Annotated in this window: 11 protein-coding genes; 5 read left to right on the top strand and 6 right to left on the bottom strand. The window is 41.5% G+C overall.

What is annotated here, in order from left to right; genetic code table 11:
• Nucleotides 1-30: 30 nt before the first annotated feature.
• Nucleotides 31-492 (bottom strand): carboxymuconolactone decarboxylase family protein, encoded by a 462-nt coding sequence (locus A8L45_RS11590; RefSeq protein ID WP_068902410.1) that lies wholly within the window; start codon nt 490-492, stop codon nt 31-33.
• 1,144 nt (nt 493-1,636) lie between these two features.
• Between A8L45_RS11590 and A8L45_RS25615 the strand changes: the two genes are divergently transcribed.
• Nucleotides 1,637-1,762 (top strand): hypothetical protein, encoded by a 126-nt coding sequence (locus tag A8L45_RS25615; RefSeq protein ID WP_349266996.1) that lies wholly within the window; start codon nt 1,637-1,639, stop codon nt 1,760-1,762.
• Between the two features lie 444 nt (nt 1,763-2,206).
• Complete coding sequence (locus A8L45_RS11585) at nt 2,207-6,106, top strand: coiled-coil domain-containing protein (protein ID WP_068902408.1); 3,900 nt, start codon at nt 2,207-2,209, stop codon at nt 6,104-6,106.
• A 313-nt stretch (nt 6,107-6,419) separates the two neighbouring features.
• Here the strand turns inward: A8L45_RS11585 and A8L45_RS11580 are convergent, their stop codons facing one another.
• The 5 genes from A8L45_RS11580 to A8L45_RS11560 form a co-directional block, all read right to left on the bottom strand.
• Entirely contained in the window at nt 6,420-6,719 is a 300-nt protein-coding gene (locus A8L45_RS11580) for a DUF7683 domain-containing protein (RefSeq protein WP_068902401.1), read from the bottom strand.
• 62 nt (nt 6,720-6,781) lie between these two features.
• Nucleotides 6,782-7,204 carry a hypothetical protein gene (locus A8L45_RS11575; RefSeq protein ID WP_068902400.1) on the bottom strand — a complete coding sequence of 141 codons (423 nt, stop codon included), beginning with the start codon at nt 7,202-7,204 and terminating at the stop codon, nt 6,782-6,784.
• Nucleotides 7,205-7,300: 96 nt separating this feature from the next.
• Nucleotides 7,301-8,227 (bottom strand): hypothetical protein, encoded by a 927-nt coding sequence (locus tag A8L45_RS11570; protein WP_245680704.1) that lies wholly within the window; start codon nt 8,225-8,227, stop codon nt 7,301-7,303.
• A gap of 359 nt (nt 8,228-8,586) precedes the next feature.
• Nucleotides 8,587-9,945, bottom strand: a complete 1,359-nt coding sequence (locus tag A8L45_RS11565) for a hypothetical protein (RefSeq protein WP_068902399.1) — start codon at nt 9,943-9,945, stop codon at nt 8,587-8,589.
• Nucleotides 9,946-10,311: 366 nt separating this feature from the next.
• Nucleotides 10,312-11,265: a chemotaxis protein CheV gene (locus A8L45_RS11560; protein WP_068902398.1), complete on the bottom strand. Its 954-nt coding sequence runs from the start codon at nt 11,263-11,265 to the stop codon at nt 10,312-10,314.
• A 352-nt stretch (nt 11,266-11,617) separates the two neighbouring features.
• On the opposite strand from A8L45_RS11560, the gene A8L45_RS11555 reads away from it, so the two are divergent.
• The 3 genes from A8L45_RS11555 to A8L45_RS25720 all read left to right on the top strand — a co-directional run bounded on the left by A8L45_RS11555 (nt 11,618) and on the right by A8L45_RS25720 (nt 13,591).
• Nucleotides 11,618-12,550, top strand: a complete 933-nt coding sequence (locus A8L45_RS11555) for a chemotaxis protein (RefSeq protein ID WP_068902397.1) — start codon at nt 11,618-11,620, stop codon at nt 12,548-12,550.
• Between the two features lie 338 nt (nt 12,551-12,888).
• Nucleotides 12,889-13,197, top strand: a complete 309-nt coding sequence (locus A8L45_RS11550; protein WP_068902396.1) for a DUF496 family protein — start codon at nt 12,889-12,891, stop codon at nt 13,195-13,197.
• Nucleotides 13,198-13,456: 259 nt separating this feature from the next.
• Nucleotides 13,457-13,591, top strand: coding sequence for a TnsA endonuclease N-terminal domain-containing protein (locus tag A8L45_RS25720; protein ID WP_139122370.1), 135 nt, complete (start codon nt 13,457-13,459; stop codon nt 13,589-13,591).
• Nucleotides 13,592-13,847 lie beyond the last annotated feature (256 nt).

Raw genomic sequence — 13,847 nt, 5'->3', positions numbered from 1 at the left:
GGAGTACGGATTTGATTAGCCCTCGTTGAGCTATTTAGGCTGGTATACTCCCACCAGTGGCTTAAATGCTTTCACAATTCGGTTCCAACTGTTGATGGCATTGATAGAAATCGTCAGATTGACCATGGCTTTATCTCCAAAGGTGTTCAAAGTCAGCTGATAAGTCTCATCATCGACCGGTAGGCCTGACGTAAGTAATTCAGCCCAGCCAAGCGCAACGTGTTCTGCTTCGCTGTAGAACTGCATGTCTTTCCACGCACTAAGCCCCCAGATACGTTCAGGCCGTTCACCTAGTTTAAGAGCATCTTTACTGTGCATATCGATACAAAAAGCACATTGATTGATTTGCGAAACACGCAACTTGACCAGTTCCCATATGGTCATATTCATTGTGTCTGACTGGCGAAATTGCTCATGGAAGTATGCTTCCTGAGTAAACAGAATATTTATTGCCTTCGGCGCTATGTCAATGTAGCTGAGTCGTTTTTGCATGGTCTTTCTCCTTGTTTTTTCACATGATAAAAAACGCACTTGGCAATAGATTGAAGATTTTCGACACATGCTTGGCAAAGGTAGACGTTAGGTTCAGATTTTTTCTCAGCCACCCTACGTAGCTAGGCTCAAATTATGATGTTAGTGTTACGAAACCCAATAATAAACAGTATTTGTCAGAGTGGAATAAAGTCTCATACCAAATAATAAGGGTTCATACCGAATATTAAATGAATACCCAGCTCCTTGGAAACTTGGGATAGCTTTACTATACCCATCCTATTTACGTTCACCATCATTGCTTGCTCTATTTCAGTGATGGTATGAAACCACGAATATCTGTGCATGAGTTTAAGATTTTGTGGGAGCGGATATCGCCGGATTTTTTTTCAGTACAGAGGGTGAGAGTTAAGCCTGGCTCATTAGCTGTTTTGATTTTTTATCTGAATCCGGCTTTAACATCATATGAAACAGTTTTTTTCTAAGTAATTAATTTCAAAGAGTGCCATATTTTAACCTTCACCAAACGCCCCAAAGCCTGACGTGTATCAAGACTCCTTACCGTCAATAGATGAAAGAACCTTTTTGGCTGGGAAATATAAGGTTGGATATCTGGGTTTTATTCTCGGTGAAGGCAGAAATCGTTTTAGAGCACAGAAAGGGTTCGTAACAATGCATCGTTTTAGAGCTCATGAGTTTTCTTATGTTATAAACAAACGATGCCCTATTTGCTTGGTCGAACATACTCCGCATCGCCGTACCTTGTGTAGTTAACTATACACGAGGACTACGGAGACTTTTGTTTCGAAATATGCAGGTCTTAATGGCCTAAGGTCGATCCCATGAGCCGTATAGCTGACATTAATCGCCTTTGACGTGTCCTAATAAACGCATCGTCTCTCCTGTTCTCTAAGCTAACTTCTCAGTACGTACAATGTTGGCAAGTGCATTAGCGCCCCTTGAGGCAGAACTGGCAACTGTAGCGGCTACCTTGGTACTACGTTTACCTAGGGCAGCTTTACCTGCCGGGGATTAGGTTGAAAGCAGCTAACGCCCCATTTGCCACACCAATAGCCGTCGAAGCACCAAGCAGTACTGCTGCCTTCTCGGTCCCAGTGGTTGTGGCAAAAGCACAACATTGAGGATGATTGCGGGGCATGAGTCTGTTTCTTCTGGTCAGGTTTTGCTTAATGGCAAAGACGTCACCCACTTTTACGTCAGCATGGCACCGCAACGATGTTTCAGAACTATGCGCTTTTTCCACACATGATATGTTTAGAGAACGTGGCGAATAAGCTGAAGTAGCCGGCAAAATTCCAAATCGCCAATCACTGCATTTATGAAACGACCGACGACTGTAATGAGAATCGAAGATGTCTAAACAACAATCAATTGACATAAGTTACTATTTTTACTGTATGACCCTCCATTGAAAATCGCACAAACTATGTAAAAAAACAGACAAACATCCATTAAAAATAAATCCAATAGTAAATATATATAAACCAATAAATTAAAAAAACTTTTAATTTATATGAATAATGTTTCCTATAGATAAATAAAAAAAATGCATGAACTTAATGAACAAAAAGAATAATAAATTTTTTATATACAATTTATTTACATTTAAAATTGATCATTCTAACTTAAAACTCATGACTTCTTTTTAAAGAAAAGTACATAAAACAATGTCAGTTAGTAGAGGGTAGGAATAATGAGTAAAGTAGGATTAGACACAAAAATACCCAACAAATCAAACTATAATGATGAAAATGAAAATGATACTAGTGTAGAAAAAAATAGTAATGATAAGGAGAGAGAAACGAAGGATAAGCAATCTATTGCTCATACTAAATTAAAGTTACTAAAACAAGATCACCATACGAGCACTCTATCAGAGAGACTAAATAACCAACAAAAAAATAATAATGATCAATCTGAAAAATCATCTGATAAATTACAAAATTTAACACAAGAAAACCCATCAAATAAAGAAAGTAAAGAGCAAAAAGATACGAATACTCAAGCACAGAGTGTAATATCTTTTGACAAAAAAACTAATACAGCTAACAAGTTATCTCGAGCAGCAAGAGCTGCTCCTGCATTTCAACAAAGAAATAAGCAGTCTGACGGAGATATACTGGCAAACCCGGTAGCTCAACCAATTCTCGATAATAATCAGGCAACTAAAGTGCCAGGGAGAATGGTTGACTTAATTCCGAAACTGCAACATGCGTTATTTGATCCCACGAAAGAAGATGAGTGGATAGAAGAGTATAGTGGCGTTCTTGGAGTCGTTACAGGTGCACCTGTTGTAACTAAAAGTGCAAACAAAATTCAAACTGATTTGGATTACTTCAAAGACGAAATTATTAAAAGAGCAAAAAATAACATCAGTGATAACGAAAGAAAAATTTCGCTGTTAGAAGATAGAGATAACTGGAACAGTGAGGAGAAAGATTATAAAAATAATGATTATGTCAAAGAGCGCGTCGCTAATATAAGGCGTAACGATGAAGTCTTTTTAAATGCTCTTAAAGCTCAATCGCAACAAAAAATAGAGCGACATCGTAGAGAACATCAAATATATGTTAGAGAAGCCGAAGACGAACGTCAATTAGGTAAGAACGCATTAGAAGCCTTAAAAAGACAATTAATTGAAAATGGTAATTATGATGAGAGTTCACATCAGAATAGACTTGATAACCTCGATACAGAATATGATGATAAAGTAGACGTATCAAGAAGAAAACGTGATGATAAGATTTTAGCTGAAGAAGAACATATTGTCACTAGACATAAAGCAATAAAAGAGCAATCAGCTGAACAAATAAAACAATTAGAAACACCAGAATCAATTAAAAATAAAATAAAGGATTTAGAACAGGAAAATAGGCAAAATCAAGCAGAAATTGACGGAGATCAGAGAGATAAGCTAAGACTTGCAAGACGATTAGTGAAGAGTGAAAGTTGGCGAAAAGGTGAGGCTGGCGCTGCGTTTATAAACGGAGTAGTCACACTATTGGATCCTAAGGCGTCAGTAGAAGCAAAAGCGTCTGCTGCGTTGACTTTCGCAGGAGAAACGCTGCGCGGTGTTTCAGCTGAATTAGATTTGAAAAGAGCAGCACGAGAAAAAGCTTGGGAGTTGAAAAAAAAGGCGTTCGATCAACAACAGGAAAGTCTACCCGAGAACCAAAGAAAAGCAAATCCCTATGATGACAACCCTTACAAAAAACCTTCAAGTATTCAAGATATTGATAAAGTTTATGATAAAAAATTAACGTCTGAACAGCTATCAAAGAAAAATACCGAAATACAAGCCCTCAAAGATCGTTTTAAAGCTCAAAACCCCGCAGGTACAGACCTTACTGAAGGACAATTGCGAGAAATTGATGCGAAAAAGAATTCTCTATACAGCGAGTTATTAGGCGAAAAACAAGCGCTGCAACGACAAAAAGATATACTTGAAAACGGGGGAGTAACAAGAAATAGAACGACATTTGATGAAGAGATGAAGAAACGTCAAGAATTAAAGCAAAGTAAACTCAATGCTAAATTCAGACAAAGCTTAAGCCTTAATCAACAAGAAAGCTTAAGTGGAAAGATAGAAGAAATAAATAATAAAGAGGTAAGTGGCACAGAAAAATTTAGACAGATTTCTCAACTTGAGAATGATTTCCTCTCAAAGGAATTACCACGAGAGCAACAGCTTAAGTATGTCGGAGCGACAGAAAAGTTAAAACGAGACCACAGTCCGAATGGCGATTACCATAAACGAAGAACCACGGTACAAAATCAGGCAAAAGTGGCTACCTTGGCAAACTCTGTATTTAATGCCTTAGGAAATGTTGTAGGTGCAGTGGACGACGCTAGAAACCTATATGATGAGAATGGAAATATCGATGAAAAAAGAGTCTTTTCTCTCGTAAATAATGTCGTTGGTACCGCCGTTCAGACGGGATTAACCCTCTCAGTAGGCGCCAAAACATTCGCAAAAACAGCCGTAGCCGCTGCTACCGCGCAAACTGCCACAAGAACCCTTTCCACAGTAGGGCAAGTAAGTGGGCTTTTCTCTGGGCCACTTGGTATTTGGTCTGGCATCGAAGGCCTCCAAAACGGTCAACATGTATCGGGAGGACTCGCAGTTACTGGCGGTGCATTGTTAACTATACAGGGAGGAGCAGCATTAGGCGCTGCGGTAGCCAGTGCTACAGGTGCATCCACGGCAGCAGGGGTACTCGGAGCAGTTGCAACAGGAGCTGGTTGGATTGCTGCGCCCATTGCAGTCGCGGGGCTGGGGGTATTGGCAACTGACGCAACTATTGGCCGCGATTTTAATCAGCCTCGAATGGAATCTGCAAAAAAAGCATTCGCGGGCGAAACCTACTCACATAGCTATGCAGCAGTGCAAAAGAAACAAAGGGAAGATACGTTAGAACAACGAGCTAAAGCAATTGCGCAAAAACATGGCGGTATACCCAGAATAGCTATTACAAACGACCCTCAAGTGGATCAAATATTAAATGCTCATCCGTCCCGTACTTTCGGCGAAGCACATTTGGAGACCTGGAATAAGGACTCACACGGTTTTGGTTATTCCGCAACAACGGGTATACCTTCAACATCAGAAAGTCAGGGCAACGGCTTTTGGAAAATCAACACAGATATTGTTCCTCTTGCTGTCGATTTGGAAAACAGTGCTGCACAAATAGATCAACAGATTTCGCATCACAGGGTGCGCCGTGGAGGAGCATGGCAAGTTGGTACTCTTGCGGGTCTGGGTACTCAACAAGCAAGCTTATTCAGGGAGGCAACGGAAGAACTGACTGTTAACGGTCAGCCTGCAGAAATAGAAACGAAGAAAGATTTTATCGTAAATAATATGGGATTCGGCACGCATAACGTGGTTCTGATAGACGGATTACAGCCAAGAGAGTCAAGCGTATATTCAACAGGTGAGAAATCTCTGATGAACCAGCATGATGAATTGGTATCCCTCAGCAGATTGACAGACGAACAGAGACAAACACTCTTTAAAACTGGGACTGTCTCAATCCCCGGAGTGCGAACACTTGGGAATTTAAGACCCGGTAGTCCAGTGCCGGATGAAGTACTCACTTTCCGAGTAAATCATGCAGAGAATAACAAAAACAACGAGCTGGCCTCCACAACGGCCGGGCACAAAGACAATCCTTTCACACCAAGGGTTGTAGCCACGAGCACGAAGCACCCAAGTATTGTGTCACTGAGTAATATTCAGCGACCAACAGAGGTGACGATAAGGAACGACGGTGATATTGTCGAGGTGGAAGGCACACTCTCCAAACCTTTACTTTTGGATGTGACACAGGTGAGCAACACTGGCGCGTTTAACAAAATTGATTTGCGGGGCTACCGCCATGATGATGGTTTTAATTTTGAGACAACGTACAATGTTCTCAAGGGACCCGGATTATCTCACTTCGATAGCTCGAGGGAAGATGGCCTCAATTTTGGACAAGCACCTAACCAACAAGTCACTCGTGAGGAGATTGTTAGAATCCCCACAGATGATAGCTTCGTGCTCGTAAAATTGAGACCAGACCAGCGACTTCTCGATATCGTTTCAGTATAACTTCAAGCTTGTGTAAACAGATACAACAGTGGAACTCAGCGATTCAAAATACATGAGTCGCTGATCCTTCTAAAGATTCAACATTGCTATCCAGCTAAGGGGCTAATCTTTTCAGTATAAGCTAGCATAAAATTGGCGACTTAACTGGTCACTTGGCCTATCCAAACACAGAAATAAAGAGAAATAATGTCAGACCGCCCACTTAAAAAGGAGTAAGTTTTGCCGGGCAATCTGGCGTGTATTTGGACAGAAATGAGCTGGCGAGGTGAGCTACCAGACTCGACACTTGATAATAAAAACTAATGGTTTTTGGCTAAGTACAGCATGGTCTAGGTGTCGGGGAGCTGGTCAATATGGCATGCGCTTCTATGAAATAGGTTCTATTGATGAAATCCCATTTTGGTTCGTTTGTCAGATACTCTCTGAGAAACTCAACGTTTTTCTCTTTAATCGTATAGCAATCAAACATCGGGTTTTCTGTATTCGGTTCGTCGAATTCAACTTGAAATTTACTTAAATCAAAACTGCCCAAGTCATATTCGGCCAGCAGTTCCTCGGTTTCCAAAGAAAACTCTGTAAGATATCTTTTTACCGTAAATTCAGCTTCAACCATGCCTTTACCGTATAACACCGTTAGCAACGGCAAACTTATTATTGGCTAACCTTGTTACGTGTTTAGTCATGGAAGGACTCCAAACTTGACGCTTTTATATACGGCTTAAGAGCTTCCACGGCACCGTTGTCTTTATGCCAGATAATGTACGTGTAATCCCACTCTTCGCTTATGACACATCCTAATTCTGGAATTACTAACTTTGTGAATTTTGGAGCATATTTATTTATGCTTTCTTCATAACTCGAAAGAATTGAATTTATGTCTCTAACTTCTGTAAGTGACTGCAATTCACAGTTCACAACTTCAAAAGAAAAGTCTTTAGCCAGACGTCTCAACAAATCATTGAATCGGGACCATTCATTTTTAGTTACTTCATCGAGTTTATGGTAATCTTCTTTACCAAGCCAGCCACTCCAAAGGGATACAAACTCCTTGGAGTATTCAGTTTTAACTTCGCAATCTTCAAAATATTCGCTAAACATGATTTCTCGGTGAACTGTAACGCCGCGTTCTGCGGCAAATTTGTGGCGCAGCGGAAAATTTGTCTGGCAGCAGCGTCTTGTTAGAGGGCCTTTGACTCATAATCTTGTCGCCGTCTTTACGGTCTTATAGACAAGATTAGAGTCAGCACCAAGCTGCTTCAACTTAAATGGCTTTTTTGCATTCTTGGTTATTATCCAAACTTCTGGTACTCGATTGCCATTGTCGAACTCATCAGCGATGACAACATTCTCAATATCGTCTAATGGAATATTTATTTCTCTGAAAGGGTACGCCACCTTAATACTATTGTCAGTGATTTTGACGCCTGCTGCGGTTACCAGGTATTCATAGATGATAAAGACAACTAGAACGCTCATCGCACCATAGCCCAATAGAGGATTTCCACTTTTCCCTACATAGAGCCCTAATGCAGAAAATCCGATTACACACGCAAAACAAAAAAAATGGTAAAGCGGCCCTTTAGAGAAGCTGGACTTGTTAAGATCTTCGTTTTGCGCGCCAGCCCTTTCATTTAATACTTCCCTGAGAATCTCAAACCCCATTAGTTGATATTCAACTCTAAGCAATTCTTTGTTGTCGATGCCCAGCAGATCTAGGCGCTGTGCATACTGCCTCTCTTTTACTTTATGGATTTTCTCCCAAGCGATTAGTCCTTTGTCTTTTCCGACGTGCATATACCAAAGTCCGTCATCATCAGCTGCAACGTCTGCGAATGGTAGCTTTTTTAAAGCACGCCATGTAAGAATTGCAAAGAACCCAAAGACTGCTGTACAAAATACCGTAGCCATGAGTGTGCCATTTGGATTCCCTGCGTTCTCGTCAGGAAGGAAGGGCAAGGAAAATCCCAACGCCAAAAATACTGTAAAAACTACTAAGCATACTTTCATTAGCGTGATATATTTTTTGTCGAGCTTGAATTCTTGCATGTGCTTTCCGCTGCTCTCTAACGCCTGCCAGCACAGACAAAAAATGGCGGAGCGTTTTTTGTCCTGTCGCTGCATTTGTTAGCCTTTGTACCATATCTGTCGCGGCTTGCCGCCAGCTCCTTTTGAAAAAGCTACCGCATTTCGCTTTGCTGCAAACCGTGTTTATGCACAAAGAGACAACAACCCGAATGTGAATTCAAATGTGTGATTGGAATTTCAGACGCGCAACGCAAACAAAGGATGCTCAGTGACTTCGACACAAACCTGCCGCTATGAAAAAAGAGGAATTTGGCGATTAAATCTAAGGACTCAAAACTTTAAGCTTCGCATAAGCTGATTTTGGGCAAAAAGAGGCTCGAAGGTGTCTATTGAGTTGGTGGCTATTCAAGCATTATTAATTATTATTTGTCACCCCAACTAACGCGATTCACCGTTTAACTAAACACCTCTTCCACATCAACAATTTTTGCGCGGCTAACAGTTATCTTCCAACGTTGAATCGTTTCTTTTCCACAATGCTCCCGTTGACGAGTGACCAAATTAAACTGGTACCGTTTTTCAATAGATTCTCGCTTCACTTGCCCTTTGTTGAGGGTATACAACTTCTCATTGCCCTGATTCATAAGCCGAGCAAACATCCTGAAGTCCAGTTTCCAGATTTCTCGGGTCATTTGGTAGCCACTCAGAAAGCGCGTTGTGGACATTTGAGTAGAGGTTTTCAGCCGTAACACAAACTCCTCACGCTGTCTGAGTTTTCCTCTCCGCAGCTTGCGTATTTCAGCAGGGACTTTATCAAGGGGAATGTAATCCAACCACTCCAATTGATTACCGATCTTCTTTGCTGATGTTGGGTCTGTCAGCACTTTTCTCCATTTGGGCCGCCCTTTTCCAATCCAGTCACCAATAAAATCTCTCAGATCATCTTTAAAGATCTCTCTCAGTGCGTAAACGGCAGCCATCGCAAGTGCGAATGACATGGTGATTTCACCAAGCCATCCTCTCGTTCTGACGATCAAAACAGTCACAAATATCATTACCAAACCCGCAGCGACCCCTTTTGCAAACTTATTGAGGTTTGCCCCAAGCTTTATTGAACGCTGCCTTATGGTTATCGGGTACTCTATCAGCCTTCTTGCCAATCGCATTTTGTTGGTCATTCGTATTGGATCTTTCATGGCTTTTGCTGAGTTATATTTTTGTTCAACCCGATATAAAGACTCTTTTTCACATACCTCAATTAACTTTTCCCGCGATGCCTGAAACGCTTCACCCTTTGGCATGTGGGCAAGAAGAGACAAAAAACGTTGTTCAGTGAGCCAGGACAAATAGTTGTCAATATTGCTGTAATATTTAATGAGCTTTTCATCCTTGGGGACATAGCGTCTTAATCGACGTAGGATATCGACAGCCATCTCAGTGACTTCTTCTAGCTGCTCTACTGCCTCCTCTTCATCCAGCGCTTTTATGACGTCGAAAAATTTATGTGTGGTCTTTTCTAGCGATAAAGCGTACTGAAACGCATACAGGCTAAGAGAAACCCGGTATTGCTCAGAGGGTAATTTGTCTCTACTCGCCAGTCTTGAGTGAACCAGAGGCAAGTGATACTGAGAGGTGAAATAGGTTCGACTATTTGAAAATGCTGATTTGTACAGAGCATATTCATCAGCAATGCTTTTTGAAAAACTCAACTCCCCAGGAACAAAGAGAAAATACTCGACTTGATGTGAATTAACTTCTTCTGTGATAGTCGCTATACGAGCTACCAGACCATCATATTTTTCTACTGTGATCAAAGATACCTCCCGCGAGACTGGTCATAAAATGGCCGTAATATGGATGTATTTGAAATGAATACTCTCTCACGCTGAGGTGTGCAAACTCGGTGAGAACAGCGATGATCTTTCTTAATGCTGAAAAGTGCTCAGTGGCTGCCCCATAGGGGTAAAATCTCGGGGTAACTCAGTAAATCGATTAATTACGATGGTGTTGAGATATAAACGCTAAGCATTAATTTCTATACATTAAGCTTAATCGGTCTTTGCAAAAATGCGGGTTTTTATCGAAGAATCAGTGCAAAGAATCACAACATCTGACACGGATATACATATGGAAAAGAAAAAAGCAGCCAACGCTGCTTTTTTTGATGAGGGGGGTTGTGCCTACGCGGGCTCAGGATTCATTAAATCGCGCATACAGCCCTGCACGACATCGACCAATAAATCTGGTTGAAATTTGGAGATCAGCACATTACAGCCTACCTTTTTCACCATTGCCTCATTGAAGCTACCGCTTAGAGAGGTATTTAGTGCAACATAGAGATCACTCATTCTTGGATCGTTTCGCACCTCTGAAGTAAGTTTGTAGCCATCCATTTCAGGCATTTCGGCGTCTGTGATCATCAGTAATATCTCATCCTGAACACGTTTTCCTGCCTCACACCAAGCTTTAAGCTGACGCAATGCCTCTGCGCCATTCTTCATCTCTATACACTCAATGCCAAGTTGCTCAACGGTCTCTCTCACCTGTCGCCGTGCCGTCGCGGAGTCATCCACCAGCATGATTTTCTTTCCTGCCATGTGTGGCAGAAGACTTCTGTCGAGTACATCCTCAGAAATATTCACTCGGTAAGAGACGATCTCGGCAAGTACCTTCTCAACATCGATGATCTCTACCAGTTGAGGTTTACCCTCTTGCTCCACCCTTGTGATGGCAGTGAGGTAATGCGAACGGCCTGCTCCTTTTGGTGGCTCAGTGATCTCATCCCAACCCATATTTTTTATATAGACGACTTTCCCGACCATAAAGGCCTGAACAGTACGGTTATATTCGGTGACAATGAGATTGCATTCGCTGTCTCTGTTGATTGGTGACATTCCAATAGACTGGCGCAAATCAATAACAGGGATGGAGTTACCTCGAATCGTAGCAACACCGCAGACTTTAGGATGAGAGCCCGGTAACTGATTCAGTCTCGGGACTTTCATTACCTCTCTCACTTTAAAAACATTGATGGCAAACAGATGGTGGGTACCTAACTGAAACATCAAAAGCTCAAGACGGTTCTGGCCAACAAGGCGTGTTCTTGAATCAACAGTTGCTAAAATACTGGTCATAATTTTTCTCACCCATTAACGCTGGTTCCTGAATTTTTCTGGATACCATATGGTATCGGCCAGTTAACCATATTCTTAGCCATCATTGCTTAAAAGGATTCAAAAAAAAGACTTGTGTCAAAAGTAATGAAGTTGTCACACAAATCCGCTAACCGATTTCAGCGATTTGCAGGCAAAATCGGGTCTCGAAAGAGTGTAAAGTGAGAGAGAGCATCTCAAGGTACATCACTAAAGGGTGATTAACTTGTACCTTGTTTACATTGATAATGGCTAATAGATCGCTCCACCGTCCTTTAAACGCTACACTCAATGAATGAATGAGAAAAAGCAGCGAAGTCCAAAGATTTAAATTATGAAAAGTAAAGCGAATCAGTCGCAAGGCATGTTGATTTTTAGGATCACTCAAACGCAGATGTTTGCAATTGGTACCCTAAAAGTACGCGAAATCGTTCCTTTCTGTACTCTAACTGCGTTACCGGGTTCTCATCCGACAGTTGTTGGCACCGCCAATCTTCGCGGTGTAACAACGCCTGTTATCGATATGTCGTTAGCAATAGGTTATAAGCCGATCCCTGTCGAAGAACGAAAGCGCTGCTATATCATAGTGACTGATTGCCAACGTAAAGTGGTGGGATTCCTTGTAAGAGGCATCGAAAAGATCAGTGAATGCGACTGGAAGGCGATTTCTCCACCACCGGATACGCTAAGCACGAAAGCCCTGCTGACAGGTGTCATGAAAGTTGATAATCAACTTGTGCAGTTGCTTGACGTTGAATTTGTCATGGCTAATATATTCCCTCTACCTAACGACAAATTACACCCCATCATCGCTGACATCGACAGAGAAAAGATCAAACCAATGAACATCTTGTTGGTTGATGATTCAAAACTCGCCAGAAGACAGCTTTCTGATGCACTCGACAGTATCAATATCCCCTATTCTGTCAGTAACAATGGTATTGATGCGCTGCAACTGATGAAAGATCATGCGCAGAAAGGCAGGCCAGTCGATATCCTGGTCAGTGATATTGAGATGCCAGGCCTTGATGGTTATGAACTGACCTCTGAGGTGCGACGAAATAGTGGGTTGTCAGAAACCTACGTGATATTACACACTTCACTGTCCAGTGAAATCAGCGTAGACAGAGCGAAACAGGCGGGTGCGCATGAGGCGCTGACCAAGTTCGATGCAAATGAACTGGTGCAAGCGATGCTCAGAGGTTCACATGAAAAAGAACTGATAGAGCTTGAAAAAGAGAAGAAAAAAGAAGCACAGAATCAGTAATCGAATAAATTTTCCACTCCCTTTTCATTACTGCTCTTATCCAGTCGTTGGCGTCAGGCACACAGCTTGTCGCCTCATTTCCCAACGGACGTTAAAGGCAAACCTAACGCACTCAACCTTGATGGCGCAGTTTTCGAACGACTGTTTATCGGCTTTTTCTCATAAGAATGACTTTCTCTATCCAACGTAATGGCCTCTAATACCCATCGAACGCAATAACTTTTTACGCGATGAAAATTAATTCTATTTTCTATGATCCAAAGTGCTTTTTCCCTCTGGCTCCCTGTGGTTTAATGCCGATAGTTGGATAGTTTGCTGTAACCGATAAGGATTCTGCTATGAACAATGTGTTCGAAATCGTAAAGTTCTCACGCCAGAAAAATAAACTGAAACGTGAGATTCAAGATAATGAGAAAAAGATCCGTGATAACCAAAAGCGTGTCACTCTGCTTGAAAACCTTCTTGACTATATCCAGCCTGGTATGTCCCACGATGACATCGTAGAAATTGTAAAGAACATGAAGGCAGACTACGAGGACCGTGTTGATGATCACATCATCAAAAGCGCTGAAATTTCTAAGTCTCGTCGTGAAATCAGTCGTCAGATAAAAGAACTGACTCGCCTTGAGAAAGAAGGTAAAAAATAACCTGCATATGAAATGTGGCTGGAACCATAAGATGACATTTGGGACATAGTAAGTGTCATTTTGGACAGCTAAGTTGTCATGGTCTACTTATATGTTGTAAATTTACAACTTCGGGTAGGCCATGTATCCATGCAACATCAAAAAGCCGCACGCTAAGAAAGACAATTTCAAATGCATTAGTGTTAGAGACAACGCTGTCATCATGTGCGAATCATCACTCGAGTGTGATGCCTGTTTCCACCTCGAATGACATCCCAGCATTTCTTCATTCGAAAGTCAGCCTTTCTCCCTTAGTTACTCACTAGAGGATGGCTCTCACAGCTGTACACCGGATTTTCTCGTCACACTCAATAACTGTCAAAAGCAGCTACAAGAGATCAAAGAGTCAAATTAACGAAACCGCCGAACAGTCAGAGAAATAACAAAACCACTTATGATGGTAGTTTTGTTGTTTTTTATGTTTCGCACTTCGAACATAAGGCTGATGCCATACCAAATTAGCTGTGAGTAAAAATTTGCTCAAACTCGCGTCAGGCCAATTCTCTCTGGAACGGTTTTGCCCCAAAACGAGTTAGAGTTTTTACCCCCGATTACTTTCAACTTGAAAGTAATTCATTAGATAAAGTTATCCAAATATATCATTTCTAAAA

It is taken from the genome of Veronia pacifica, assembly GCF_001707825.1.
Lineage (GTDB): Bacteria > Pseudomonadota > Gammaproteobacteria > Enterobacterales > Vibrionaceae > Veronia > Veronia pacifica.
The sequence above is the reverse complement of the archived record's forward strand: the minus strand, read 5'-3'. Positions and strand labels throughout refer to the sequence as shown.